The 25,283-nt window shown below is 40.9% G+C and carries 18 protein-coding genes; 11 read left to right on the plus strand and 7 right to left on the minus strand.

The window, feature by feature from the left end; genetic code table 11:
- Positions 1 to 68 precede the first annotated feature (68 nt).
- From L1077_RS20905 to L1077_RS20915, 3 genes are all read left to right on the plus strand, one after another.
- Positions 69 to 1,445 (plus strand): MATE family efflux transporter, encoded by a 1,377-nt coding sequence (locus L1077_RS20905; RefSeq protein ID WP_237138840.1) that lies wholly within the window; start codon positions 69 to 71, stop codon positions 1,443 to 1,445.
- Positions 1,445 to 3,460 (plus strand): excinuclease ABC subunit UvrB, encoded by a 2,016-nt coding sequence (uvrB, locus tag L1077_RS20910; protein ID WP_237138841.1) that lies wholly within the window; start codon positions 1,445 to 1,447, stop codon positions 3,458 to 3,460. Before L1077_RS20905 ends, uvrB begins: the two co-directional genes overlap by 1 nt.
- 182 nt (positions 3,461 to 3,642) lie before the next feature.
- Complete coding sequence (locus L1077_RS20915; protein WP_237138842.1) at positions 3,643 to 5,853, plus strand: ATP-binding protein; 2,211 nt, start codon at positions 3,643 to 3,645, stop codon at positions 5,851 to 5,853.
- On the opposite strand, the gene L1077_RS20920 is transcribed toward L1077_RS20915, so the two are convergent.
- On the minus strand, positions 5,850 to 6,446 hold the full coding sequence (locus L1077_RS20920) for a porin family protein (RefSeq protein ID WP_063362256.1): 597 nt from the start codon (positions 6,444 to 6,446) through the stop codon (positions 5,850 to 5,852). The genes L1077_RS20915 and L1077_RS20920 overlap by 4 nt on opposite strands.
- Before the next feature lie 115 nt (positions 6,447 to 6,561).
- Positions 6,562 to 7,410: a LysR family transcriptional regulator gene (locus L1077_RS20925; protein ID WP_237138843.1), complete on the minus strand. Its 849-nt coding sequence runs from the start codon at positions 7,408 to 7,410 to the stop codon at positions 6,562 to 6,564.
- Positions 7,411 to 7,518: 108 nt separating this feature from the next.
- Here L1077_RS20925 and L1077_RS20930 point away from each other — a divergent pair, with 108 nt between their 5' ends.
- Positions 7,519 to 8,172 carry a glutathione S-transferase family protein gene (locus tag L1077_RS20930; protein ID WP_237138876.1) on the plus strand — a complete coding sequence of 218 codons (654 nt, stop codon included), beginning with the start codon at positions 7,519 to 7,521 and terminating at the stop codon, positions 8,170 to 8,172.
- Positions 8,173 to 8,247: 75 nt separating this feature from the next.
- Positions 8,248 to 8,712 carry a GNAT family N-acetyltransferase gene (locus L1077_RS20935; RefSeq protein WP_237138844.1) on the plus strand — a complete coding sequence of 155 codons (465 nt, stop codon included), beginning with the start codon at positions 8,248 to 8,250 and terminating at the stop codon, positions 8,710 to 8,712.
- A gap of 70 nt (positions 8,713 to 8,782) precedes the next feature.
- Here the strand turns inward: L1077_RS20935 and L1077_RS20940 are convergent, their stop codons facing one another.
- From L1077_RS20940 to L1077_RS20955, 4 genes are all read right to left on the minus strand, one after another.
- Positions 8,783 to 9,151 (minus strand): hypothetical protein, encoded by a 369-nt coding sequence (locus L1077_RS20940; RefSeq protein ID WP_063362260.1) that lies wholly within the window; start codon positions 9,149 to 9,151, stop codon positions 8,783 to 8,785.
- 161 nt (positions 9,152 to 9,312) lie between these two features.
- Positions 9,313 to 10,077 (minus strand): YdcF family protein, encoded by a 765-nt coding sequence (locus tag L1077_RS20945; protein WP_237138845.1) that lies wholly within the window; start codon positions 10,075 to 10,077, stop codon positions 9,313 to 9,315.
- Between the two features lie 48 nt (positions 10,078 to 10,125).
- A complete protein-coding gene (locus L1077_RS20950) occupies positions 10,126 to 11,013 on the minus strand; it encodes a LysR substrate-binding domain-containing protein (RefSeq protein WP_237138877.1) in 888 nt (295 codons plus the stop codon).
- A gap of 633 nt (positions 11,014 to 11,646) precedes the next feature.
- Positions 11,647 to 14,022: a bifunctional diguanylate cyclase/phosphodiesterase gene (locus L1077_RS20955; protein ID WP_440589557.1), complete on the minus strand. Its 2,376-nt coding sequence runs from the start codon at positions 14,020 to 14,022 to the stop codon at positions 11,647 to 11,649.
- Between the two features lie 307 nt (positions 14,023 to 14,329).
- On the opposite strand from L1077_RS20955, the gene pyrC reads away from it, so the two are divergent.
- The 3 genes from pyrC (at position 14,330) to L1077_RS20970 (ending at position 18,462) form a co-directional block, all read left to right on the plus strand.
- Positions 14,330 to 15,370, plus strand: a complete 1,041-nt coding sequence (gene pyrC, locus L1077_RS20960) for a dihydroorotase (RefSeq protein ID WP_237138847.1) — start codon at positions 14,330 to 14,332, stop codon at positions 15,368 to 15,370.
- Positions 15,371 to 16,066: 696 nt separating this feature from the next.
- Positions 16,067 to 16,372 carry an H-NS histone family protein gene (locus L1077_RS20965; RefSeq protein ID WP_237138848.1) on the plus strand — a complete coding sequence of 102 codons (306 nt, stop codon included), beginning with the start codon at positions 16,067 to 16,069 and terminating at the stop codon, positions 16,370 to 16,372.
- Between the two features lie 350 nt (positions 16,373 to 16,722).
- Entirely contained in the window at positions 16,723 to 18,462 is a 1,740-nt protein-coding gene (locus L1077_RS20970; protein ID WP_237138878.1) for a DEAD/DEAH box helicase, read from the plus strand.
- A gap of 49 nt (positions 18,463 to 18,511) precedes the next feature.
- Here L1077_RS20970 and L1077_RS20975 read toward each other — a convergent pair whose 3' ends face one another.
- On the minus strand, positions 18,512 to 18,844 hold the full coding sequence (locus L1077_RS20975) for a ribonuclease E inhibitor RraB (protein WP_063362265.1): 333 nt from the start codon (positions 18,842 to 18,844) through the stop codon (positions 18,512 to 18,514).
- Positions 18,845 to 19,014: 170 nt separating this feature from the next.
- Here L1077_RS20975 and L1077_RS20980 point away from each other — a divergent pair, with 170 nt between their 5' ends.
- Genes L1077_RS20980 through L1077_RS20990 form a run of 3 tightly spaced genes read left to right on the plus strand, consistent with a single transcriptional unit; the run spans position 19,015 to position 25,279 of the window.
- Positions 19,015 to 20,736 (plus strand): autotransporter assembly complex protein TamA, encoded by a 1,722-nt coding sequence (locus L1077_RS20980; protein ID WP_237138849.1) that lies wholly within the window; start codon positions 19,015 to 19,017, stop codon positions 20,734 to 20,736.
- Positions 20,736 to 24,461: a translocation/assembly module TamB domain-containing protein gene (locus tag L1077_RS20985; RefSeq protein WP_237138850.1), complete on the plus strand. Its 3,726-nt coding sequence runs from the start codon at positions 20,736 to 20,738 to the stop codon at positions 24,459 to 24,461. Before L1077_RS20980 ends, L1077_RS20985 begins: the two co-directional genes overlap by 1 nt.
- Positions 24,461 to 25,279 carry a transporter substrate-binding domain-containing protein gene (locus tag L1077_RS20990; RefSeq protein WP_237138851.1) on the plus strand — a complete coding sequence of 273 codons (819 nt, stop codon included), beginning with the start codon at positions 24,461 to 24,463 and terminating at the stop codon, positions 25,277 to 25,279. The genes L1077_RS20985 and L1077_RS20990 overlap by 1 nt, the downstream gene beginning before the upstream one ends.
- The last annotated feature ends 4 nt before the right edge of the window (positions 25,280 to 25,283 follow it).

Genomic DNA, 25,283 nt, shown 5'->3' on the forward strand with positions numbered 1-25,283 from the left:
ATAATAGCGTGGCATCATCTAGAATGATGATTTAGAATGATGGGCTGTTAAAAGAGGTATCATATTTTATGTCCGCAGTACGTCAATCTAGTTCTAATAGTGATATTTTGAATGGATCAATTCCAGCGACTTTGAAGCGTATGACTGTGCCAATGATATTTGGCATGATAATGTTAATGAGCTTCAATTTAGTTGATACATTCTTTATCAGTTTATTGGGGACTGAGCCGCTCGCTGCGGTCAGTTTCACTTTTCCTGTCACCTTCACCATCATTAGCTTAGCGATTGGCTTGGGCATAGGTACATCAGCGGTGATCGCAAAAGCGTTAGGTAGTAAAGAAATAGAAGAAGCCAAGTTCGATGCTTTTATTTCCTTGATACTGGCCGCAGTATTAGTCGCGCTACTTGCCGCATTGGGCTATGTATTCATGGATCCTATATTTATGTTATTAGGAGCCGATGCTACAACGCTCCCTTATATTCATGATTATATGAATGTGTGGTTCTTAGGGGCAGTATTCTTAATTACACCTATGATAGGCAACTCGGTGTTGCGTGCATCTGGAGATACAAAAACACCGAGTATGATAATGGGCTTAGGTGGTTTAATTAATGCGGTTTTAGATCCTATCCTCATTTTTGGCTGGGGACCGGTGCCAGAGCTGGGTGTGCAAGGTGCCGCCATTGCTTCAGTGATTGCTTGGGCAGTCGGTGTTGTGGTTATTATATATTTATTAGCAATAAAGAAGCGCCTTTTAAGCTGTTCGAGCGCTAAACAGAGTAGTTGGGAAGCAGTGTCTAAAATTATGAAAATAGGCTTGCCTGCCGCAGGCGCGAATATGCTTACCCCAATTGCCATGGCAGTGATGACTGCGATTGTCGCAACGTATGGTGCGCAGGCTGTGGCTGCATTCGGAGTTGGAAGTCGAATTGAGTCAATTGCATGCTTGGTTATTTTAGCGCTCTCAATGACGTTACCGCCTTTTGTCAGCCAAAACTATGGCGCAGGCAATTTTGCCCGAGTTAAAGAAGCCTATACTAAAACGCTAAAGTTTGTGCTTATGTGGCAGTTTGGTATTTACTTATTACTCATCCTAACAGCACATTGGGTAAGTCAAGCATTTGGCAATGAGCCTGAGGTTATTGCGATCATCAAGCTGTTCATTTATACGCTACCGCTGAGTTATGGTTTACAGGGCATTATCATTTTAACCAACTCTTCGTTTAATGCGCTGCATAAACCAATGAATGCGTTGATCTTAAGTATCGTGCGTTTATTTGTTTTTTATATACCCTGTGCTTATATAGGATCTCACATTGCAGGCCTTACCGGGTTATTTGTAGGGGCGGCGATAGGTAATCTATTTACCGCTATTTCAGCGTATATTTGGTTTAGTAAAACACTTAATGGCATGCAACAAGAAGGTATTGAGGTGCACTCTTAATGAATGAGTCTTTTGATTTAGTATCTGAATTTTCTCCAAATGGTGACCAGCCAACAGCCATTGCTCAGCTTTGTGATGGACTGGAAGCGGGTCTTGCCCATCAAACTTTGCTTGGCGCGACGGGCACAGGCAAAACGTTTACGATGGCCAATATTATTCATCAGCTGAATCGCCCGACCATCATTATGGCCCACAATAAGACACTTGCGGCGCAGTTATATGGTGAAATGAAAGAGTTCTTTCCTCATAACGCTGTGGAATATTTTGTTTCTTACTATGATTACTATCAACCTGAAGCGTATGTCGTCGCCAGCGATACATTTATTGAAAAAGATGCTTCAATTAATGACCATATCGAACAAATGCGTCTATCTGCTACCAAAGCGCTATTAGAAAGAAGAGACACGATCATTGTTGCATCTGTGTCAGCGATATATGGTTTGGGCGATCCTGACTCGTATATGAAGATGATGCTGTTATTAAAGGTGGGTGAGACGATGGAGCAAAGAGCCATGCTCAGACGCCTTGCCGAGCTACAGTACACCCGCAATGATATGGATTTTTCACGTGGTACTTATCGGGTCCGCGGTGAAGTCATTGATATATTCCCTGCTGAATCTGAGACTCAAGCTGTTCGCGTGGAGATGTTCGATGATGAAATTGAGCGGATAAGTTTGTTTGATCCCTTAACAGGTGCAATTGACAAGCATTTGGTGAGAGCGACTATCTACCCTAAGACGCACTATGTTACGCCTAGAGAAAAAATATTGGATGCCATTGAGAAGATCAAAGTGGAGCTTAAGGAGCGCCGCGCCTATTTGATGGATACAAATAAACTAGTTGAAGAGCAACGGGTTGCGCAGCGTACCCAATATGATATTGAAATGATGCAAGAACTTGGCTTTTGCTCAGGCATTGAGAATTATAGCCGATACCTGTCAGGCCGTGCACCTGGCGAGCCGCCTCCAACATTGCTAGATTATTTGCCTGATGACGCCTTGATGATCATTGATGAGTCTCATGTAACTGTCTCTCAAATAGGCGCTATGTATAAAGGTGATAGAAGCCGAAAAGAAAATTTGGTTGAGTATGGATTTAGATTGCCTTCAGCAATGGATAACCGTCCATTAAAGTTTGAGGAGTTTGAGTCTATCGCGCCGCAAACTATTTATGTTTCAGCAACACCTGGTGACTATGAACTCGAACGTTCAAGTGGAGAAGTTGCAGAACAGGTGATCCGACCAACAGGCTTACTAGACCCTATTTTGGAGGTGCGCCCTGTAACCACACAGGTAGATGATTTACTCTCAGAAATCTATCAAAGAGTTGCACTTAAAGAGCGTGTACTGGTTACAACATTGACTAAACGCATGGCGGAAGATCTCACCGATTATTTAAATGATCACGATGTGAAAGTACGTTATCTGCATTCAGATATCGATACGGTAGAGCGGATGGAGATAATTCGAGATCTGAGAAAAGGGGTTTTTGACGTGCTGGTCGGGATCAACTTATTAAGAGAAGGCCTCGATATGCCGGAGGTTTCCCTGGTAGCGATTTTAGATGCGGATAAAGAAGGCTTTCTACGTTCTACGCGTTCATTGATCCAGACTATTGGTCGTGCGGCACGTCACCTTAATGGTAAAGCCATACTCTATGGGGATAAAGTGACGCGTTCGATGCGTGCTGCCATTGATGAAACAGAACGCCGGCGTGAAAAGCAGCAAGCTTATAATGAAAAGCACGGTATTACTCCGCAAGCGCTAAACAAAAAAATTACCGATGTCATGGATTTAGGTGAAGAAGTCGCAGGCTCTGATGCTACAGCTGATACAAGCCAAGATAGCAAAGCTGCAACTGTCTCTGTTGCTGGCAAGTCAACGGCACAATTGACTGAGCAGATCGCCCAGCTTGAGAATCAGATGATGACACACGCTCGTGAACTAGAGTTTGAGAAGGCTGCAAAGGTGCGAGATCAAATTCAATTGTTACAACAGCAGTTATTAAATACTTAGCCGCTGTAGGGCAGTTTATAAAGCAGTGTGAGGTTTTCTTACTGCTTTTTCCCCTTTACTTATAAACATTAGATGCTAAGTTGGCGAAAAACAGTTAAATTATCTAGTGTAAAAGATGAGCTAGGCACAGTATCACTAATGTTTCGATGAGTGTTTAGCGATTTTATTCTTTGAAATGTTATTTGAGAGAGTCGCTCTATACCGTGTTGTTTGCTCGCAAAGTTAATTTACTGCTGATTATTTTATTGTGGATACCGCTTTGCCATGCAAATGAAAGGCTGGTACAAACATCCTTATCACAACTTTCTTCATCTCTAGAACAAAACCCAAAGCAAACCTTAGTAAAAGTTGAAGAGCTAAATCAACTATTCTTACATCCACAGCCCAGCTCTCGATTTTGGTTTGAACTTAAGGTGATAGAAGCAAAAGCGAAAACAAGGCTAGGTCACTTTGATCAAGCCAAGCAGCATTTATATGAATTAGAGTCGTATTTGCCTGTAATGGGAGTATTTCAGGATGCACCAGCACAAATAAAGTTATTACAAGCGCAGTTAGCTTTAAAGCAAAATGATATTAGTGTGGGCTTACTCTTATTGGATCAAGCTCGTGATCTGGTGCCAAAAGAGCATGTAGCACTGCGCAGTGATATTTTACATTCCTTAGCTTGGGCCTTGCGTTATCAAGCTAAATATAGTGAAGCTGAGCAAGTGATTAAAGATGCCATTTCTTTAGTCGCGCCAATAGAAGATAATGCGCGCTTAGCAACATATTATAACCAGCTCGGTGTGATTTATGATTATATGGGAAGCTTACAGTTGGCGCTGCGCTTTCATGAAAGATCCCTCAATATTCAAAGGCAGTTACAAAATCAACAAGGAATTTCTAATTCGCTTTATAACATAGGTGAAATCTATCGAGATTTAGAAAAGTACCCGCAGGCTTTACAGCACTTCAAGCAAGCGTTAGAAGTCGATAAGGCGCTCGGTGATCCAATCCATATTGCCAATAGCCATGGAAAAATGAGTCAAGTACATTTGCAGTTAGGAGAAATCCCAGAAGCATTGTCACATAGCCAAGAAGGCATTGAGCTTGCGCGCGCAAGCGGGGCTAACAGTGATCTAGCATGGCAGTTGAGTATATTGGCTAATATTTATGTTGCTCAAGAGGCATTAATGCAAGCTTTAGTCACAGCCAAAGAAGCATTAACCTTGGCGATAGAAGCAAAAGCAAAGCGCACAGAGCATACTGTTAGAATAGTGATGATAGAGATTTGGTTGGCACAATCTCAATATGAATCGGCTTTGTCAGAGATTGAGTGGGTACTGGAGTTACCTGACATTGGTACCTCTTATCGCGCAACTTTATATCGCTATCAGGCGCAAGCTTTACAAGCTTTAGGTCAGTATAAATATGCGGTGCAAAGCCTTGAGTCTTTTATTGAATCTCGAACTCAGTTGTATCATGACTTGGATAAACAACAGGCATTAACCATGCAGCAAAATGTGGAGTTTATTCGTCAAGAGCAAGCGCTTAAACTCATTCAAAATGAGCAAGCACTCGCACAGGCTACGTTGGAGAATTTAAAACTGCAACGTGGGATGGGGGCTTCTTTATTATTGTGTTTTATGGCGATAGGCATTTATATCTACAAGCGACAAAAGCAGAAGCAGCAGTTTGTTGAACTAGAAGCAGATATGATGGCGCAATCTTTGACCCAGAAGAATCGCTTATTAGCAGATGTATCTCATGAATTGCGTACGCCTTTAGCGGCGCTTAAGCTGACAGTAGAGGCGATGCAGCATAATATTGAGCCAGATCCGGTTAAAGGCTTTGTCAAAATACAGAAGAAGATTAGTCACTTAGATAATTTAATAAAAGATATTTATCAATCTGCGCAATTTGACAATGATGCCATGGTGTTAGATAAGCAGCCTGTTGATGTCAGTACTTTATTACAAGAAATCGTCGAAGAATTTCAGCCCATGTATGCCACCAAGCAACAATCGTTAGTTTTTTCAGAAGAAGTGGACAGCACGCTTTTTGAACTGGATGCAGCTCGAATTCGGCAAGTGATATTTAACTTACTACGAAATAGTCACTTTTATACCAGTGCTGATGGTCAAACTCGTGTGACGTTAACAATGAATAAAAAAGGACTAACCATTTCTACTGAGGATTCATTTCCAGGCGTTGCTAGTGATGATTTAGAAAAAATCTTTGAACGTTTATATCGCTGCGAGGGGTCTCGCAGCCGAGATCATGGTGGGTCTGGTTTGGGCTTGGCGATCTGTCAGCAGATCGTCCAAGCACATGGCGGTTCAATTAGTGCTGCGCATAGTGCTTTAGGCGGCGTCGCAATCACACTTCATATACCTCACCAGCCTCAAGATTAAAAGCGGTAGCTGATACCCAGGCCTAAACTTGAGACATCGAGGTCTCCCATATCTAGGTATTGATAGCTCACATTCATTGCCATGCCATTTTGCCAATCATATTGCCAGCCTAGCTCAGCAACAAAGCCAACACCATCCTCTTCTACTAGCGTTGCTTTGCCACGATTTATTTCGTAATCGTAGAAATTCGCCCCTAATTTACCATATAAAGAGTTTTGTTCTGTCAGCTGATATTGGCCTTTTGCGGCAACAATAAGGTTGCCATAATCAATGTCATTGGCACCGAGTCCAAATAAAGTTTTATTCAGCTGGGTACAGGTGAATTTTCTATTTTGAGTATCAGTACACTCCCAATCATCAGAGTCACTGCCGCCATTTAAGCCGACTTCTAATGCCCATGTTGGGTCAAATTGATAGTTGTAGTAAACATATAGCTGACCAACGCCGTCACCATCTTGGCTTGAGCTTTTATAAGATGCTGAACCACCTGAGAGCTGTGCACCAATTCTGTGTTGTTCATCCGTGATGTTTGCCATTGATGAAAATGACGCGGTTACAGCAAGGACTAGTGAGAGTAGAGATAAAGTTTTCATTACGCATATTCCATTTGGTTAACTTGTGACTCAGTTTAGGGGCAAGCCTTGTGAGAGTCTGTGCCGCCGTTGTCAAAAAGTGTAAGGCTTGGTGAGAATGTGCGTGAAGTAACATTTAGCACTGAAATTGGTACTGAAATTGTTGGCATAATTGTTCAAGTTGCACCTCAGAGATCACGGCATTCGTGCCAGTATTTTTAACTAATGCAATCTCTATATTTGGCAATAAAGGAAGTCTTGGATCATGTAACACAGCTAGATCGTTACGACTCAGGTTCGCCATAGCACTGAGTGCGAGGTCGTGTTTGACTAACCCTCGCAATGTGCTGGCACTGCCTGAACATGCGATGATATGAAAAGCTTTATTTTGTTTCATTAGCCCTTCTGTGGCCGCTTGGTGAAATCGGCACTCTTTTTGGAACACGGCAAGAGGTAAGCTTGTCTGTTCTAATAATTGAGTTTGCTCTGCACCAATCCAAACACCTTTATCCTGACAAAGTAAAAAGCCTTGTTCAGAATCCGCGCTGCGGGTAATGATGGCAATATCGATAAGCCCTTTATCTAATTGTGACTGTAGATTTGGGCTCGATGCACAGGTTACGTGTAATTCTAAATGCGCGATATGCTGATGTAACAATTGAATCAAAACCGGTAGGACCGACTCTGCATAATCATCAGGGCAGCCAAGGTGCAGTAGCTTTTTTGGTGTTGCGGAACGCAAATTAGTTAAAGCGTTTTGCTGTAACTGGATTATTTTTTTTGCGTATCCAGCTAGCGCGATACCTTCTGCTGTTAAATGTAAATTACGTCCTTCTTTGATAAATAACGTTTGCCCCACATCTTGCTGAAGCTTCTTCATTTGCATGCTGATTGCCGATTGGGTTTTATGCATTTGTATGGCTGTTCTACTAAAGCTACCTGTTTCTACAAAGGCGAGAAAACTTTTTAATGCGTCAATATCCATCTATCAATTATTTTGATGTGTTGTATTTAAATTATCCGTTAGTTTTAGTGTGAATTACAACTTAGGATGAATGTAATTACACAGATAAATTGAGATTAGGGAGATATGATGCAGTTATATATTGGCAATAAAAACTATTCTACATGGTCGTTGAGAGTATGGTTATTGCTGGAGAAATTTGGTTTAGAGTATGACGAAATAAAGTTGAACTTAGCGACTGAGTCATTTTATCAGGGGCTAGAAGGGGTAAGTCCTACACAAAAAGTCCCTGTGTTAGTTGATGACGATGTGACAGTTTGGGAGTCTCTTGCTATTTTAGAATACATCAATGAATCTTATCTATCAGGTGCAGCGCTACCAATAAGTGCGTCTGAAAGGGCGCGGGCACGTGCTTTATGTGCCGAGATGCACAGCAGTTTTAGGGCATTGAAAAATGCCATGCCGATGAATATTAGAGCCAAGCGTCATATTGAAGTTAACCCGCAAGTACTTAAAGATATCCAGCGAGTAGAGGCAATTTTTACTGAGCAAATGCAGCGCTATAAGCAAAAAGATGGCTGGCTATTTGGTGATTGGTCGATGGTGGATGCGATGTTTGCACCTGTATGTTTGCGATTCGATACTTATGGTGTTGAATTAAACGCCCGTGCACAAAAGTATGTGGAGCAGGTATTTACTTGCCCTGTACTCTCTCGCTGGCGAGATCAAGCGCTGTTAGAGGAAGATGTTGTTCGATGTAATGAAACTGGAGTGGATAGGTAGCTGATTCTAAGACTCCATAATCTTAACCTAATTTGACGTTAGACTAAGGCAAATGTAAGCGGTGGGGAGTGAGGAATGGAAATTGTTGCCATTGAAGAATGTAATCGAGCAATTTATTTAAATTTAGCACAGGCTTATGAGGCCGAGTTCTCTAAACTAACTGAGAAAAAGCCCTTAGCTGATGGGATGTTTGAATTAGATACTGATATAAGGGATAGCAATGTATCTGCTTTTATATGCTATGAGTCAGACGTGCCTGCGGGATTTGCTGCAATTTATAGTGAGTTTGCTGAAAGTTATGAAGTTGCTGAGTTTTACATTGTGCCTGTATTTAGAAAAGCGAAGTTAGGCACTCAGTTTGCCCATGCATTGTGGCAGCGTTTACCGGGTAATTGGACAATTAAACAAATTACAGGAGCGGACTATGCCACCGAGTTTTGGCGCAGTGCAATCACCATGTTACCGGGGTTGGATTTAATTGAAGACAAGTATGAAGATGAATACTGGGGAGAGGTTACCAGACAGCGCTTCAAATGCTAGCTAGTGTAAGTTGTCGGGGTGTTAAAATACGGTGCCAGCATAGTTATGTGGCACCATAGTTTTTCAGTGTTTAAACAACACCGCGAGGAAGACGACAATCGTGGTCTTTCTCAGCAAGCTCTACAATCCAAGCTTCTTCTGCTTTGTAGCCTTCTTCATTTGCAGTAACAACTGTAAATGCCGCAGCTTTTGTCTTTGCAGCTGGCGCAGGGGCAGCTTTTTTCGCAGCAGGTTTTTTAACTGGCTTTTCTTCACTTGCACCAGCTGTGCCTGAAGTTAGCTCTTCGGTTAGTGCAGCGACATCAGCTAGGCGCATATTTTTGCCACCATCAATGCTGTACCAGCCTGGTTTGATCGTGATTTCTGGCTTTTTGCCATTCACAGCTTCATAAGCAGCTTCAAACGCGCTTAGAACTTCAGTCTTATCAAGTTTACTCATCGTAGATTCCAGTCGTGTTGTACGTGGATACGCAGGTTAAGAATAAACGCCATTTATACCTATTTTTGAGCAATTTTTCAATTTTTTGCGTTTTTAAGCGCTGATTCAAGTTTCATTAGGTCTAACTTTATGCAATTTTTGCTTTTTTATTACATATTAAGCTACAGCGCTTTACTGTCCAGCATACGCCTTAAAGTGATCCACTGTTGTCCTATCCATTCGTGAGTATAGGCTGTTATTGCCTGTAATACATAACTTGATGCAATAAACTGACGGTAAAAAGGGGCTGAGCCGAACCCATATATTTCGACAGGTGAGGAATGTGTGTCTATACCTTGTGCTGAGAATAGATCTTGTGCTCGAGGCATGTGGCTGGCTGACGTAACAAGAACAACGGTACTGTCAACAAGCATTGGTGCTAATAGTTTAGCCTCATCAGCCGTGTCATAGGCATTGGGGTTTTGGTGAATACGATGAAAACTAATACCTAGTGCTTGAGCAGTTTTCGCCATTAATTCACTGCTGGTAGTATTGTTAAAACCGGCACCCGAAACAACCAATTTTGCCTGCGGGTATTTATGTGCAAGCCTTACCCCTTCGACTAATCGCGCTAATGCGGTACTAGATAGCTGTTGATTTGCAGTGAGTTTAGAATTTGGATGAAGTCCGCTACCAAGAACAACAACGGCATCCACGTTTTTATGTTGTTGTGGAGCAAACAAAGAGATTGACTGTTCTTTTGGCGTTATTATGAAATCCGCAACATATGGTGTACTTATAAGCCACAGCGTAACGACCGAGCTAAAACACAGCACATAACTCTTTTTATTTGTTTTGGATACGATTAACAGTAAAAAGAAGATAAAGATCAGTGAAGCCGGTAGCGGCATGAGCAAGCTACCGATGATTTTTTTTAGTTCAAACATAATTAGCTCTAACTGTCCCAGTTAGAGCTAGTTTAACCTGTCTACCAATTATCGGCTAATAGATTGCTTGCACGTATTTAAAAAGTGTCGATAAACAGGGTTGTCTTTCATACTCTTTTTCATCGCAAGATACATGGGACGACTCAAACCGAGCGCACCCAATGGGATTGATTTAATTAGTCCCTGACTTTCGTAAGGCGTTACGAGCCAATCGGGGAGCGCTGCGACACCCATACCAGCACTAACAAGTTGAAAAATTAATAAGCCTTGGTCGACTGATTTAAGCGTGCCATCAAAACGCGCATTTTGTATGAAGTGCTTAAAGATATCTTGACGCTCTTTAGGGATCGGGTAGGAAATGATTGTTTCATCTTTAAGATCTAGTGCAGTGACATACGCTTTTTTTGCCAGTTCATGATCTGGTGCCACAATGAGTTTGAGTTTAAAGTCAAAAACGTGGGCATATTCAAGTTGATCAGGCTCTCGAATATCCGACGTAAGGACAATATCTAACTCATCATTGAGTAGCTCGGGTATTGCGTCATAGCTAAACCCTTGCTCGTAATCGACGCGAATGTCTGGCCAAAAGTTATTGAACTCTTTAATTGTTGGTAATAACCAGTGAAAGCAAGCGTGGCACTCAACACTGAGTTTTAATTGAGAGATTGGTTGGTTCAAACTCTCTTTCAATCTGCATTTAGTCGCTTCTACTTTGGGTAACACTTCACCGGCAAGCTCTAGTAACAGCATGCCTTGTGGTGTGAACCTCACTGGTTGGGTTTTTCTTTCAAATAACTGGCAATCTAACTTATTTTCTAGGTCTTTAATTTGATGAGACAAAGCAGACTGAGTTAAAAATAACTCACGTGCAGTGTTCACCAGTGATCCAGTATCTTTCAGGGTAGCAATGGTTTTTAAGTGCTTAATGTCTATCATCATTAATAAATCTCATTCTAAACGTGAGTAAAACTCAGATTACATCCATATTACGCTGTACTATCCGGGTATTCAACGTCTAGACGTCTACAATTCCATCAGCGATTGTTCAAAATTTCACTAAATCACTATAACACTATTTTTGACAGCGTTGTCATTATTTATTTAACTTTTTTTAAAAAAAATACAAATTAATTTTGCTCATGTTGAATTTTAGAGTCGAACAGTTGAGAAAATTCGACTTTAACACTGTTTTTTTAGATTTCTAGATGTCTAGATGTAGTTGTTTGTTATGGTCATTATTCATAAATTAGGTTTTCTTTGCACTGGTAAGAAACGCGAATTTAAAGTTGTTATCGAGATGTTGCTGGTCTGGCGACATATCTCAGCAGGCGATATTAGCCTGAAAACGTGAGACTCGAGTGCATAATTGTGTCTTACAATCTAAGCAAGGTATTAGCTATTGTTTTGTCGGGCGAGTATGAGTTTACCCAGAAATATAAACGGGTGGGCTTAACCACAAGCAGGTCTGTACAATATGGTTAAAGTAGCAAAAGAATGACGAGCACAATAGAAGTAGTGGTGTTCTACCCAAACAAGCAGCTAAAGCTGCTTGTTTGGGTTTTCTTACCTTTATTTATCAACAGTTTGGGGTTGTTGAGCTTGCAGAAAAGCCATTGCTTTATCACCTGGCATAGGTTTAGATACTAAATAGCCTTGCCCTAATTGGCATCCTTTTCGTTTTAGTCTTGCCCATTGCTTTGGTGTTTCGATTCCCTCAGCAACGACTTGCAACTGTAGTGATTTAGCCAGCGATAAAATAGCATCAATTAGTGGACTGTCTTTTGTACACAGCTGCTCTACAAAGCTTTTATCTATTTTTAAAACATGAATAGGTAGCTGATGTAGATAGCCTAATGCAGAATACCCAGTACCAAAGTCATCTAAATAGAGTTGAACTCCTAACGGGGTGATCCCGTTAATTATCTTTGTCGCTAGGCTAAGGTTTTCAATTAATCCGGATTCAGTGATCTCTAAACATAAGCTGCCCTTTCTTAAATCATATTGTGTATACAGCTGTTCGATCAGTTCGATAAACTCTAGGCTCGCGAAATGTCTAGATGAGACATTAACGGTAATTTTTACCTCCTGCATGCCTTGCTCTCTCCACGATGATAGCTGTTTGGCTGCGAGGGTCAAAATATGCCGATCTAGCTCTATAATTTGGCCAGTACTTTCTGCGATAGGGATAAACTTATCCGGTGCAACTAACCCATTTTTTGGGTGATGCCACCTTACAAGAGACTCAAAGCTTACGACACGAGGTTGATTGAGTGTAAAAATAGGTTGGAAAAAAAGCTCAAATTCATTGTTAGAGATCCCATGCTGTAAATCATTTTCTATATCGGCTTGATGCTTTAACTTACTACGCATGGCATTATTAAAGTAGCGGATCTGGCTGCGGCCGGCTGATTTTGCTTCATACATGGCCGCATCGGCTTGTTGTAGCAATGTGATAGCGTTGTCTGAATCATGTTCGGTGAACGCTACACCAATACTGCTTGATGCCTGCAAAACATGAGTATCTATGACAAACGGATTGGCAATCGCTTGTGTCAGGCGCTGTAAAGCTTTAGTTACCTGATCCTCATCCTGGATATTTTCCATGAAGATGGCAAATTCATCCCCTCCTAATCTCGCAAAGGTATCCGTCTTACGAATGCATGTTTGCAAAGCATTGACAATTGCAATCAAAAAGCGGTCGCCTACATCATGGCCTAGGGAGTCATTGATACTTTTAAATCTATCTAAGTCTAGATATATAAGGCAGTGAATATTGGATTGTGACTGTCGTCCAAGTGATAAAATGGCATGTTTCATCCTCTCTATTAACAGGTAACGGTTGGCAAGCCCTGTTAGCTCATCATGTAATGCTCTGTGCTCCAGGGCTTGTTTCGCTAGGCGGCGATCAATAGCCATGCTGATCTGCCGACTTATATAAGTCAAAATGGTGTAATGCTGGCGGTTAAAAGTCTCTTGCTGTTTATAGCTTTGCAATACGATTACACCTTGGTATTGATCGTTAACAACAAAGGGCACCCCAAGCCAAGCCTCAGGGCAGCGGCCAATCATTTCAAAATGGCCTTGTTGAATGTGATCTTGAAACTGCAGTTGATCGCAAAGCAATGCTGATTGTGTCCTTATTACGTAGTAAGAAGCCGTGTGCTTAAGCTGAGATTTCGACACTTTTTGTTGGGCTAGGCATTTATTACCATCTTCAATCAAGTACTCAATCTCAAGCATATCTTGTTTTGTATCATAAATTCCTATAAAGCAATTACTTGCAGGAAGAACTGTGTTTATGATTTTGTATAACTCATCATAAAATGTATCTAGCTCTTGAGAGTGGTAAGTAATATTAGCAATTTTTAAAATACATTTTTCAATGAGCTGTGCTTCATTAAGTTGAGACACAGTTGCAGTTAAATGATCAACAGTTCGCACTTGATGTATTTTGGCGCTTAATAAATGGGCTACGGTAGATAAAATTTGTAAATGGCTGGAAGTAAAATAGTCTTGCTCAGGATGTTCACAGTCTATTACACCTATTAAGTGCTCCTTGTAAATTAAAGGGACACATAACTCAGATAAAGCTGGGCGTGAGTCCGCAATATATAAGGGCTCTGTAGAGAGATCGCCTGATATGAAAGGTCTTTTAGTTCGGGCGACGTGCCCGGTTATGCCAGCTTCAATAGGCATGGTTTTTTGTGCTACTTCATAGCGTTCACTTTGCTGGGCAATGCCCATACTGGCAACGACTTCTAAATAGGTATTGTCTTCATCTGTGAGATAAATTACACAGTCGACAAAACCAAGCCGTTTAACTACCTGTGAAGTGACGTATTCAAAGAGTTCTTCTAAGTGCGTTATTTGTAATAAAGAGGATGAAAACTGATTGATAATGCTCAACTGTTCTGTTTTTGATTCTAGTTTTTTTTCTGACAGCATAGGCAATACTCGGTTGGACATTGATCGTACGTTATCTTACATATCAATGTAATCACAAATTATGTTGTAAAAAAGTAGATGTCGCACTGTAAAAAAAAAAGCACAACATGTCCATTAATTAGGTACTTGTGTATAGGTTTAAAAAGAATTTAGTCTAAAGCAAAGGTTTGCTGTTAATTACTGGGTTGAATTTAATAAATTGTGGCGCTGAAAATAGCTGACTCTATCACTGATAATATGCGTGAATTGCTTTACTAAAGGCATGACAGCGCCTATGATCGGGCAAATTCAGCAGTGGAAATTAGCAATGACAAGTAATCAGACCCTAACCATTACTCGCCCAGACGATTGGCACGTGCATTTAAGAGACGGTGAAGTGCTTAAAGACACCGTTCGCGATATCAGCCGATATATGAGGCGCGCGATTATAATGCCTAATCTTGTACCTCCTGCGACTTGTACAGATGCTGCGCTCGCATACAGAGATCGTATTATGGCAGCAGGACCTAAAGCCGGTTTTGAGCCTTTAATGGTTTTGTATTTGACTGACAAAACAACACCAGATGAAATTCGTAAAGCAAAAGCAAGTGGACATATTTTTGCTGCAAAACTTTACCCTGCAGGCGCAACAACTAACTCTGATTCAGGTGTAACGGATATTGAAAACGTTTTTCCTGCACTTGAAGCAATGCAAGAAGTGGGTATGTTGTTATTGATCCATGGGGAAGTCACAGACTCATCAATTGATATTTTTGATAGGGAAAAAGTATTTATTGAAACCAAATTGGCAAAAATTGTTGATGCGTTTCCGAGTTTAAAAATTGTACTGGAACATATTACGACTAAAGATGCTGTTGAGTTTGTGCAATCTGCACCAGACAATGTAGCGGCGACGATTACGGCACACCACCTTTTATATAATCGTAATCACATGCTTGCTGGTGGAATTCGACCACATTATTACTGTCTACCAATTTTGAAGAGAAATATTCATCAACAAGCATTAATTGATGCTGCAACCAGTGGTAGCAAAAAGTTTTTCTTAGGCACAGACTCTGCTCCTCATGCTAAAGATAAAAAAGAAGCTGCGTGTGGGTGTGCTGGGGCATATACTGCGCATGCCGCTATTGAGTTATATGCTGAAGCATTTGAAGAAGCAGATGCTTTGGATAAGCTAGAAGGTTTTGCTAGTTTATTTGGGCCTGATTTTTATGGCTTAGAGCGCAATAAAGATACGATTACTTTAGAGAAAAAACCGTGGCAGGTGCCAGAGTCATACCCACTTGGAGATACTCATGTTGTGCCAATTAAGGCTGGTGGCACGATAGATTGGCGAGTCGCAGAATAACGATGAGTTAATCACTTTATAAACTTTTAGAGGCTGCAATTGCAGCCTTTTTTGTATTGTAAAAACTCTGCAAGTTGAATGATGCTACATATCAGTGTTTGAAAATGCTGAGAGAAGTAATTTATGCATGTAAATAAAATACATGATTTGATTTACTGCTCACGAATATCTACCAATTCATCATCCCTTTCAGTCGCTAAAAAAAGATATAAGGTTGCGGGATGCTACTCATATTTGAACATTTGATGCTATTTTTATGAGCTGGCTGCCAAGGGCGGAATTGCACTTAAATTGACACTAAATCCAATCACGTCAGGTCACTTTTTATATCAAATGGCTGTGTATCTGATATTTTTGACTTGAAAACGTATTAAAAAGTGGTCTGATAACTTTTGAATTTTAACTATCGTCTGCTTAAGAAAGTTGAAATTTTTATTAGGGTAATACCTGCTTTTAACTTAGCTGATTTAAATTAATTCTTTTTAAACATACACTTATTTCTTTTTTGCGTTCATCTAAATGAAAAAAATTAATGCTGATATTGCATGAAGTTAAAATGTACCTTTTTTAAATAAAACATATTCTTATTAAATAATGACTATTAATTTGAAATTATATAAATATAATATACTCTCAGTATTAGAGCTTTTTAATACTTCAATAAAATTGTAATCAACACTTTATGAGAGAAATCTAATGCGTGAAATAAAATCTTTTATTAAAAATGCTAGTTTCAGTGATCTGACTAAAGCACATGAACTACTTCAAGAAGCAATTGCTCAACAACAAGAGCAAGCACAAGCGAAAGAAGAAGTACTAGCTTTACTAAAAGAAAAGGGATTAACGCTAGATGACTTAGTTGGTTCTGGTGCTATGGACAAGCGCAGCAAAGTCAGTCCGAAATATCGAATCGAAATCGATGGTAAAGTACATGAGTGGACCGGGCGCGGTAAAACACCTAAAGCGTTCGCAAACGTAAATTTAGATGATTATAAGATATAATTATAAAATATTTTAAATCAATTTCTAAATTGAAAAGGACTATTCCTTTAGGTGGGTGAGGCATTTAATGTGCCTCACCTACTTTCAACATCACCGGGCCTCATTTGAAATCAATCGTATCTAACCTTTACTCTTTTAGTTTTTTATCTTTATTTTAAATTTTTATTTTTATTTTTTACTTTAAAGTAATTACCTATATTAATTACAAGTATATTGGCTGTACCTATAATGGTTATTTTAAATTTTGGTTTTTTAAGTGTATATATATGCCTGTGATGTTATGTCATGGCTCGTCTAATGTAATTGGTGATATACTTTTAACTATGATGACAGGTGACTAGAGGTGCGTTATTTACACGCTTAGGCCCTACCAAAAAGAAGCAGTAGAAAATACCATTATTCACTTTAGGAAAAGTAGCAAACCTGCAGTGATTGTCTTGCCTACAGGAGCCGGTAAAAGTCTTGTTATTGCAGAGCTTGCCAGAGTCGCAAAACGCAAGATTTTAGTGCTAACCCATGTTAAAGAGCTAGTTGAGCAAAATGCGCAAAAATATGAAAGCTATGGCTTAAAGGCGAGCATATTTTCTGCTGGTCTTAATAAAAAAGAGCTTGAACAGCAGGTTACTTTTGCATCAGTCCAGTCTTTGGCTCGAAATTTAGAACAACTAAATACATTTTATTCGCTAGTAATAATTGATGAATGTCATCGCGTGAGCGGCGAAGAAGATAGTCAATACATGCAAGTAATTAAACGTTTAAAAGCGTTTAATGAAAATCTTAAATTATTGGGCTTAACAGCGACCCCTTATCGACTTGGTTTAGGTTGGATTTATCACGAACACTATCATGGCTTCGTACGTGGAGATAAAGAGAGCCCATTTAATAAGTGTATATATGAATTACCATTACGTTATATGATCAATAATGAATATCTGACTCCACCCAAAAAAGTTGACCCAGCCGTAGAAAACTATGACTTCTCAGCTTTGAAACCAGATAGCTTTGGGCGGTTTAGTGAAAGTGATATGAATAGTTTACTGAACTCTCATACTCGTGCGACAAAAAGTATTATTGACCATGTATTAAGTGAATCCTGCTCCCGTAAAGGCGTTATGATATTTGCTGCTACGGTATTACATGCAAAGGAAATTGTCAGCTATTTGCCCAGTGACGAAACTGAGCTTGTTATAGGTGATACAGATAATAAACAGCGTGATGACATCATTACTAAATTTAAAAATAAAGAAATCAAGTTTTTGGTAAATGTGTCAGTACTGACTACTGGATTTGATGCTCCCCATGTCGATTTTATCGCCATATTAAGGCCTACAGAGTCAGTGAGTTTATATCAGCAAATTGTTGGCAGAGGCTTGCGTTTGGATACGGGGAAAAAAGACTGCTTAGTGATCGATTATGCAGGTAATGACTTTGATCTTTTTTATCCTGAAGTTGGCACGGTGAAACCTAACCCTGATAGTGAACCTGTTCAAGTATTGTGTCCTGGTTGCGGTTTTGCAAATACGTTCTGGGGTAAACTGGATGAGCAAGGCAAGGTGGTCGAACATTTCGGTAGAAGATGCCAAGGGATCTTGGAAAATGAAGCCGAAGGTGAGTCTCTGCAGTGTGACTATCGATTCAGATTCAAAGAATGTGATCACTGTGGTGCCGAGAATGACATTGCAGCTAGGCAATGCCATAGCTGTGGCGAAATTCTGGCTGATCCGGATGATAAATTACGTGATGCGTTGAATTTAAAGAATGCCTTAGTTTTGCGTTGCAGTGGTATGACAGCTGAAGTCATTAAATCGAATGTGCTAAAAGTATCCTACTTTGATGAGGATGGTGCTGAGGCAAGCGAAGTTTATGATTTTTCGAACAAAGGCAGTAAATTTTATTTCCATAAAAATTTTGCAAAGCGGCTTAAATCCGGTGAGCAAGCTAATAACTGGAAAAGTGCACATGACGTGGATATTACTTTACTGACTGCACCTGATTTTGTAATTGCTAAACAGCATAAGAAATACGGCTGGCAAATAGTTGAAAAAATCTTTGATTACAAAGGCGGGTTTAGGGTTGCAGATAAAAGCTAAGAGGCATAGATAAGTCGCAGCATAGTGTTACTGCGACTTACTGTAGCGTTTATTCTTCGCCGGCCATTAAGCCCCAGCCATCGCCATATCCTTCGTGACTGTTTGCGATAGACTCTAGATATTGTTCCGTTTGGCTTAATAACTCGTGTGCTGGCACCATAGTGACTGTGGTTAATACTTCCCAAACACCAGTATCAGGACATTTCCCCAATTGTGTTTTTGGTGCGAGTTCATCTTTGCCAATCGTCTCAATAAAGCGTTCCGCATTCTGCTTTTGCTCAAATAAGATGTAAAAATCAATATTTTGCATTTGCGACAGATCGACGCCTGCTGCGGCTATTTCAGATAACAGCTCACCATTGTCATCGTTAGGAAATTGCATATCATCACTCAATTAGTAAAATTACTTGTATTGTCCGTTATCCTAGGTGAAATAAAAAGCGTCAATGACAAATTTTTGTCGAGAATCTAGGGTGGCTTGTGGTAGTTTGAATCAACATGTGGTGCTGAGTGTGACCACAAAATATTGATTGATGAGTTAAAAGGGTTTGTGTGCCACGTCTTATTGTTTTTTTTATCGCCTTATTTGCCTATATCCCACTTCCTGTTGCGGCTGCACAAATGCTTATCAAGACCATTGAGGTGCATTCTGAGCGTGACTTAGCAGATGAGAATGTTGCACTTTATTTAGATAAATATCACGACACCGAGTTTTCACACCGACAAGAAAAGGCCATTCGAGCAGATATCCAATTGGCACTTCAAGCGGTCGGCTATTATGAATTTAACAGTGCTATTTCTTTTTCTGAGCAAGCCCAAACGTTAAGTGTTGATATTATGCTCTCTACAGTGTTTCACTGGCAAGATATAAATGTTCAGATACTCGGTGCAGGCAGTCAAGATCTGGTCTTGTCGAAATTACTAAACGCTTTGCCTATTAAACGGGGTGAAGATATTCGTCATGACGCTTATAGTGCGACAAAAAGTAAAATTGAGAGCGCCTTATTGGAGCGGGGGTACTTTGATTTTACGTGGCAGCAGAGTGCCTTGGAGATCAACCGTGCACAAAAATATGGGGCGGTAAAGTTAATCATTGATTCAGGACCGAGATATCAATTTGGTGAATTACAGCTCTCAGGGTTTTCAAAGGCGGCATATTTTATTTCTGAACTAGCACCGTTTGAGCAAGGTGATCACTATGATGCAAAACAATTGAGTGAGTTGAGTATTTCGTTAAATGAGACTCCTTACTTTTCGAATGTGACTGTTTACCCCTTATTAAAAGAGCGTAACGCAGGGCAAGTTCCAATTAGAGTCGATGTGACAGACAAGCCAGCGAATAGTTTTGAAGTAGGTGGTGGGTACAGTACGGAGCTTGGGGCGAAGTTTCGCTTTAAGTGGAAAAGGCCTTGGGTTAATCAAATGGGCCATTCGTTTGAAACGGATCTGAATGTATCAGAGCGAAAGCAAGATGTCACCAGCGCTTATACAATCCCTGCCGGGGACCCAAATGATGATTTGTGGCGCGTGCTCGGTGGTTATCAATTACAAGATGACTTAACAGAAGGCGTCAAGATGACTGCGTGGAATGTGCAGCTACAACGTCAGTGGGTGTTAGATAGTGGCTGGGTGAGAACTGCATTTTTGAAACGAGAGCATGAGAAAAGTGAGCAAACAGGCCTTATCTTGGATACTGAAATGCTCCTTCCTGGGGTGAGTTATGCGAGAAAAATGAGTAAGGGTGGCATGACTCCTTACTGGGGCAATGAGCAGTTAATCACCATTGAGGCTGCGCACGAAGATGTGATCTCATCTACGTCATTGACTAAAATCCACTGGAAGCAGGCTTGGCTGAGAACATACAAAGCGCGTCATCTGTTACTTCTTAAAGCCGAATTAGGTGCTGTGGTTGCAAAAGACTTTGATAAAACACCACTGAATCTGCGCTTTTTCGCGGGGGGCGATCAGAGTATACGTGGCTTTGCGTTTCAATCTATCTCGCCCAAGGGGGAACAAGGTGAGCTTTTAGGAGCCAAGTATCTGGTGACTGCAAGCACAGAATATAATTATGAATTTTTGCCCAACTGGCGAGCTGCCATTTTTATTGACGGCGGAACGGCAACCAATGATTTTGAGGAGAAGTGGTCAGTGGGAGCTGGTTTTGGTTTTCGTTATATCACACCATTTGGTCCGATCCGTGTTGACCATGCATGGGGGCTGAGTAAGCCAAGTCGTAGTACTCGACTCAGTGTTGTTATAGGGCCAGAAATATAATGCTGTACGCTAAAATCTTTGCTCTATTGAAACATCGATGGGTCGTCGTTTTACTCAGTTTGTTTGTCATGATTCTTTTGTTAGCAAAAACCCATGTCGGTAACCGAATGGTGGTGTCATTTGCAAGCAGTTGGGTGTCTGAATTAAATGTGTCGCTCAAATCAGGCCGCTTGCTCTCTGGTGGCCTTGTTGATTTCACGTATAAAACCTCAGATGTCTCAGTGTCAGCAAGAGATTTTCGTTTATCGCTTGATTGGTTTGATTGTGCCACTTTGTGTCTCAAAATAGCGGGTTCTGATATTAAGGTGATAGCGGCTGACTCAACCTCTACAAGTAAAGAGCAAAACTCAAAAGACCCAAAATCCGAGCCCAAATCCATTAATGAGTACATCGCCTTGCCTGTATCAATGGGTATACAGTCGTTTAATTTGGAGCAAGTAGAGCTAGAGCTAGCAGGCACGTCTATGAGGTTCAATGGCCTTGAACTAGAGGCGTATGCTCAGGACGAGAGGCTAAACGTCCCTTGTTTGATTGTCGAACAAGTTAGCATAATTAATACAGAGAGGGCGAAAGCTGAACCATTTAGCGTGCCTGCACACATAGCGCCGATCGCCATACCCTCGATATTTGTGCCATTGCACATCGAGGTTGACAAGGCTCAGCTGTCAAGGCTTACCATCCAATCACCGGAACAAGTACCTGTTGAAGTACAGGATATCAACTTCACACTGACACTTTCCCATCAGCAGGCTCGCATTGAACAATTTCGCTTTACGCATAAGCAAATGTTTTCCTATGCGGATTTAAGCTTTGATTTAATATCGCATGTTATCGATGGTGCTATTGGGGTCAGTACAAAGGAGGGCGCTGCTGTTCTTGCGCTCAAAGGCAGCGTGAATGATTTGGTGCTACATGGCGAAATGTCTGGGTTGTTCAATGCTCAATTAAATATACAGGCGTCCCCGACAACAACGAATTGGCCTTTTCAATTAAATGCAGAGGTATCAGATGTAGCACTGTCAGAAATTGGTGAGCTCTCCAAGCTAAAAGTATTCAGTCTTGGGGACTTGAACAATTACCGTGCTGAAATAGCAGGTTCGCTTAATGGATATAGGTTAGCGCAATTATCTGACGATGTACGGTTTGATATAGCAATCTTAGGTAGTTTGTCACAGCTAACAATCGATAAAAGTCGTATCTCTGTTGCAGATGCGTTCTCTGAATTATCAAGTCAAATATCATGGCAAAACGGTATAGTGGCCAGCGCACAAGGTAAGTTATTTGAGCTGCCACTGCCAGGGCTCGGTATTGAGGAAGTTGCCAAGTTAAGTGGTCATTACGAGTTGCAATTCACGTCTGTTGAAGATAGCTGGCAGGTTTATGTGGACTCACTTGATTTACAGGGAATGGTTGCAGATCTGCCGCTTGCGATTTCATTTAGCGGGCAGCTTAATGAGCAATACTTAGGGCAATTGGAGCGGGCTAAAGTGCAATATGGGGAAAGTATACTCAGGGCTTCTGGGAGCATAGGGGAGCAATTAGATTTAGCTGTTTTCGCAGATATTAAACATAACGCAAACCGATTATTACCACTCGATGCCATTTTGAAAAGTGATATTACACTAACAGGGAAACTCGAGGCGCCGATTGTGGCGATCAATACAGCAATCACAGAAGTTGTTTCTGATGAGTTCTCGTTACAAGAGGGCACAGTCAAGGTGCAGCTAGATGCAACAAACAATTATCAGGGCAGAGCTGAGTTAGATGTCGCTGATTTTAGTTTCTCTCAGTTCAAGCATGCTCAAGTGCAATTTTTAGTTGCCGGAAATCGCGCAGCGCATGAAGGGACCATTACCGTTAATAGCCCACGACTTTCTCTGTCGGCCAATCTATCAGGGGGAGTTGATGACCAGACTTGGCGAGGAACAATTGGCCAGAGTACATTTGAGGTGGATAACTTGTATGGCAAGTTATCCGCGCCCATTATTTTGGTTGCGAGTCCGTCACAGATTAATGTTACACATCACTGCTGGCAGTTAAACAAAGGAAAAGTATGTGCTAAAGCGGATGTATCACAAACCCAGAGTATTGCTAATTTTGAGATTGAGAATATCCCGCTAGCCTCATTGGGGCCAAAGGTGAGTGACCAGATAATACTTGGAGGGGAACTCAATGGCTATGGCAAAGTTGCAGTGCGACAAGGTGTGGTTGATAAAGTTGATAGCAAACTATGGATAAATGAAGGGCAGGTGACGTTAAATCCTGAAGTTCAATCAACCCAAGATGAGCGACTGCATAGTCACACCCTAGCAATTGAGGAATTAGAGGTTGTTGTTCAAGCAAGCAAGCAAGCGCTACAAGCGCAGTGGCATATTGAATTTAATAAGCTAGGGCTATTTAAAGGCGTGCTGTCTTTTGCGGACATATATAACAGCAAACAGGTCGCTGGGCAGGTTCAAATTGATGGTATACAGCTTGATGAGCTAACGGCGTATGCTCGCGCTTATGCATGGCCAGATATGACATTAAATGGAGACGTTAATGGTACAGTGAACTTCTCTGGTGATTTAGAGCAACCCAACATGTTAGGGCAAATACAGATTCAAAATGTGCGCATTGAGTCGAGCTATTTACCGATACAGTTGACTAAATTAGACCTTGTAGCTGATTTTGATGAGTATCATGTGAACTTAGCAGGCAATGTACAAACACCACAATCAGGTAATGCGAGGTTGAATGGGCAGATAGATTGGCAGGGTGATTTTCTGGTTGAGGGGGGAATAACTGGTGAGCAGTTATTTTTACGCCCTATGTCAGGCGTACAGCTTGCGATTTCTCCCGATTTGACAGTGAGATACGATGAGAAGTTGCTAGACTTACAAGGCGTGGTCGAAGTTCCGTTTGCCCGAGTACAGCTGGACACATTACCCGAAGACGCAATTTTAGTGAGTGATGATCAAGTATTTATTGACGACATTGCAGTGCAAGATCAAACGCCATACATAGATTATCAAGCAGATATAGATATAAAGCTACTTGATGATGTGCGAGTTATTGCGCTTGGTTTAGATGCCTACCTGACTGGTGCGTTAGATATTGAGCGCCAGGTAGGCAATGCGCTCTTGATGGGCGGAGAAGTATCCTTATTAGAGGGCAAATACACTGCATTTGGACAAGACCTAGTGATTGAAACTGGTCAGCTTGGTTTTAATGGTCCACCTGACATGCCGTATTTAAATATCCGAGCCATTCGCAATCCTGACACAACCGCGGATAATGTCATTGCTGGTGTTGCTGCGACAGGCAGCATAGCATCTCCTCAGTTAACTATTTTTGCAGAGCCTGCAATGGATCAGGCCAGAGCGCTAGAGTACGTGTTAAATGGCGCGCCATTTAGTCAGGGAGATAGCGGCAACAATACGTTTCTAGCGCAGCTATTACTTGCAAAAGGGATTGATAAAAGTAAAGGACTGTTTACAAAAGCTGGAAAAAAGTTAGGATTAAGAGATATAAATTTAGCTGCAAAAGGAAGTGGTGACGATACACAGGTGGAGCTTTCGGGTTACATTACACCGAGTGTGCAAGTGAGTTATCGAGTAGGCGTATTTGCCTCTTTAAGTGAAATTGCAGTACGTTATCGAGTATTTTCAAAGCTTTACCTAGAGGCAACGAGTGGCCTTTACGATAGCATTGACCTGTTGTACAAGTTTAATTGGGGTGATTAATGCGCTATTTGAGCTATTTGCTCGTTGCATTGTTTTGTTGCGCAACTTATGCAACAGACACGAAGTATGTAAGGGTTACAGCAGGTGCGCACCCTTACGTTATAGAATTAATTGAACTTGCTTTATCTTATCAAAAAGAGCCTTATAAACTTGAATATGTAAAAAATATTCCGACTCAAAGCCGAGCCATTAGGCTACTGGGGAAGGAAAATGGCATTGATATTTTCTGGTCTGTAACCAGTTTCGAGCGAGAAAATATGGCTCGTGCAGTTCGCTTTCCAATTGTGAGGGGGCTACTTGGTTATCGTATTTTACTTATCAATGCGTCGCATCAAGCACGTTTTTCAAAATTGAATCACATTTCTCAATTGCAGTCATTTCACTATGGACTTAGGCATGATTGGCCAGATCATGATATTTTTGTTGATAACAAGCTGTCGGTAAATGCGTTTCATACCTTTTCAGGTGCACTTAACATGCTGAGATCAAATCGTTTTGATGCTATTCCCATCAGTGTTTTGGAATTACCAGATGTTTTAAAGAGCTATAAAACCTATGCTGAACAAGATCTGTTATTTTACTATCCATCCGCAGTGTATTTTTTCGTGGATAAAGAAGATAGTCAGCTTCACAGCATATTGCAAAGTGGCTTGCATCAGGCCTTGTTAGATGGCAATTTTGAAAAATTATTTAGTCATCATTTTGCGCAATTGATCACGGATCTTTCTCTTGAAAAACGCACGATCATTGAATTGAAAAATCGTCGTTTACCGCCCAGTGCGCCCCTTGATAATTCTCAGTTATGGTATAAAAAATAAAATG

This window comes from Pseudoalteromonas luteoviolacea (assembly GCF_021654285.1).
GTDB lineage: Bacteria > Pseudomonadota > Gammaproteobacteria > Enterobacterales > Alteromonadaceae > Pseudoalteromonas > Pseudoalteromonas luteoviolacea_J.

What these genes read in the sequence shown, in the direction of transcription:
- L1077_RS20940 (WP_063362260.1), bottom strand. Translation starts at nt 9,151, where the DNA reads ATGAGTAAACTTGATAAGACTGAAGTTCTAAGCGCGTTTGAAGCTGCT.
- L1077_RS20990 (WP_237138851.1), top strand. Translation starts at nt 24,461, where the DNA reads ATGCGCTATTTGAGCTATTTGCTCGTTGCATTGTTTTGTTGCGCAACT.
- L1077_RS20935 (WP_237138844.1), top strand. Translation starts at nt 8,248, where the DNA reads ATGGAAATTGTTGCCATTGAAGAATGTAATCGAGCAATTTATTTAAAT.
- L1077_RS20925 (WP_237138843.1), bottom strand. Translation starts at nt 7,410, where the DNA reads ATGGATATTGACGCATTAAAAAGTTTTCTCGCCTTTGTAGAAACAGGT.
- pyrC (WP_237138847.1), top strand. Translation starts at nt 14,330, where the DNA reads ATGACAAGTAATCAGACCCTAACCATTACTCGCCCAGACGATTGGCAC.
- L1077_RS20955 (WP_440589557.1), bottom strand. Translation starts at nt 14,022, where the DNA reads ATGCTGTCAGAAAAAAAACTAGAATCAAAAACAGAACAGTTGAGCATT.
- L1077_RS20965 (WP_237138848.1), top strand. Translation starts at nt 16,067, where the DNA reads ATGCGTGAAATAAAATCTTTTATTAAAAATGCTAGTTTCAGTGATCTG.
- uvrB (WP_237138841.1), top strand. Translation starts at nt 1,445, where the DNA reads ATGAATGAGTCTTTTGATTTAGTATCTGAATTTTCTCCAAATGGTGAC.
- L1077_RS20975 (WP_063362265.1), bottom strand. Translation starts at nt 18,844, where the DNA reads ATGCAATTTCCTAACGATGACAATGGTGAGCTGTTATCTGAAATAGCC.
- L1077_RS20945 (WP_237138845.1), bottom strand. Translation starts at nt 10,077, where the DNA reads ATGTTTGAACTAAAAAAAATCATCGGTAGCTTGCTCATGCCGCTACCG.
- L1077_RS20985 (WP_237138850.1), top strand. Translation starts at nt 20,736, where the DNA reads ATGCTGTACGCTAAAATCTTTGCTCTATTGAAACATCGATGGGTCGTC.
- L1077_RS20950 (WP_237138877.1), bottom strand. Translation starts at nt 11,013, where the DNA reads ATGATAGACATTAAGCACTTAAAAACCATTGCTACCCTGAAAGATACT.
- L1077_RS20930 (WP_237138876.1), top strand. Translation starts at nt 7,519, where the DNA reads ATGCAGTTATATATTGGCAATAAAAACTATTCTACATGGTCGTTGAGA.
- L1077_RS20920 (WP_063362256.1), bottom strand. Translation starts at nt 6,446, where the DNA reads ATGAAAACTTTATCTCTACTCTCACTAGTCCTTGCTGTAACCGCGTCA.
- L1077_RS20905 (WP_237138840.1), top strand. Translation starts at nt 69, where the DNA reads ATGTCCGCAGTACGTCAATCTAGTTCTAATAGTGATATTTTGAATGGA.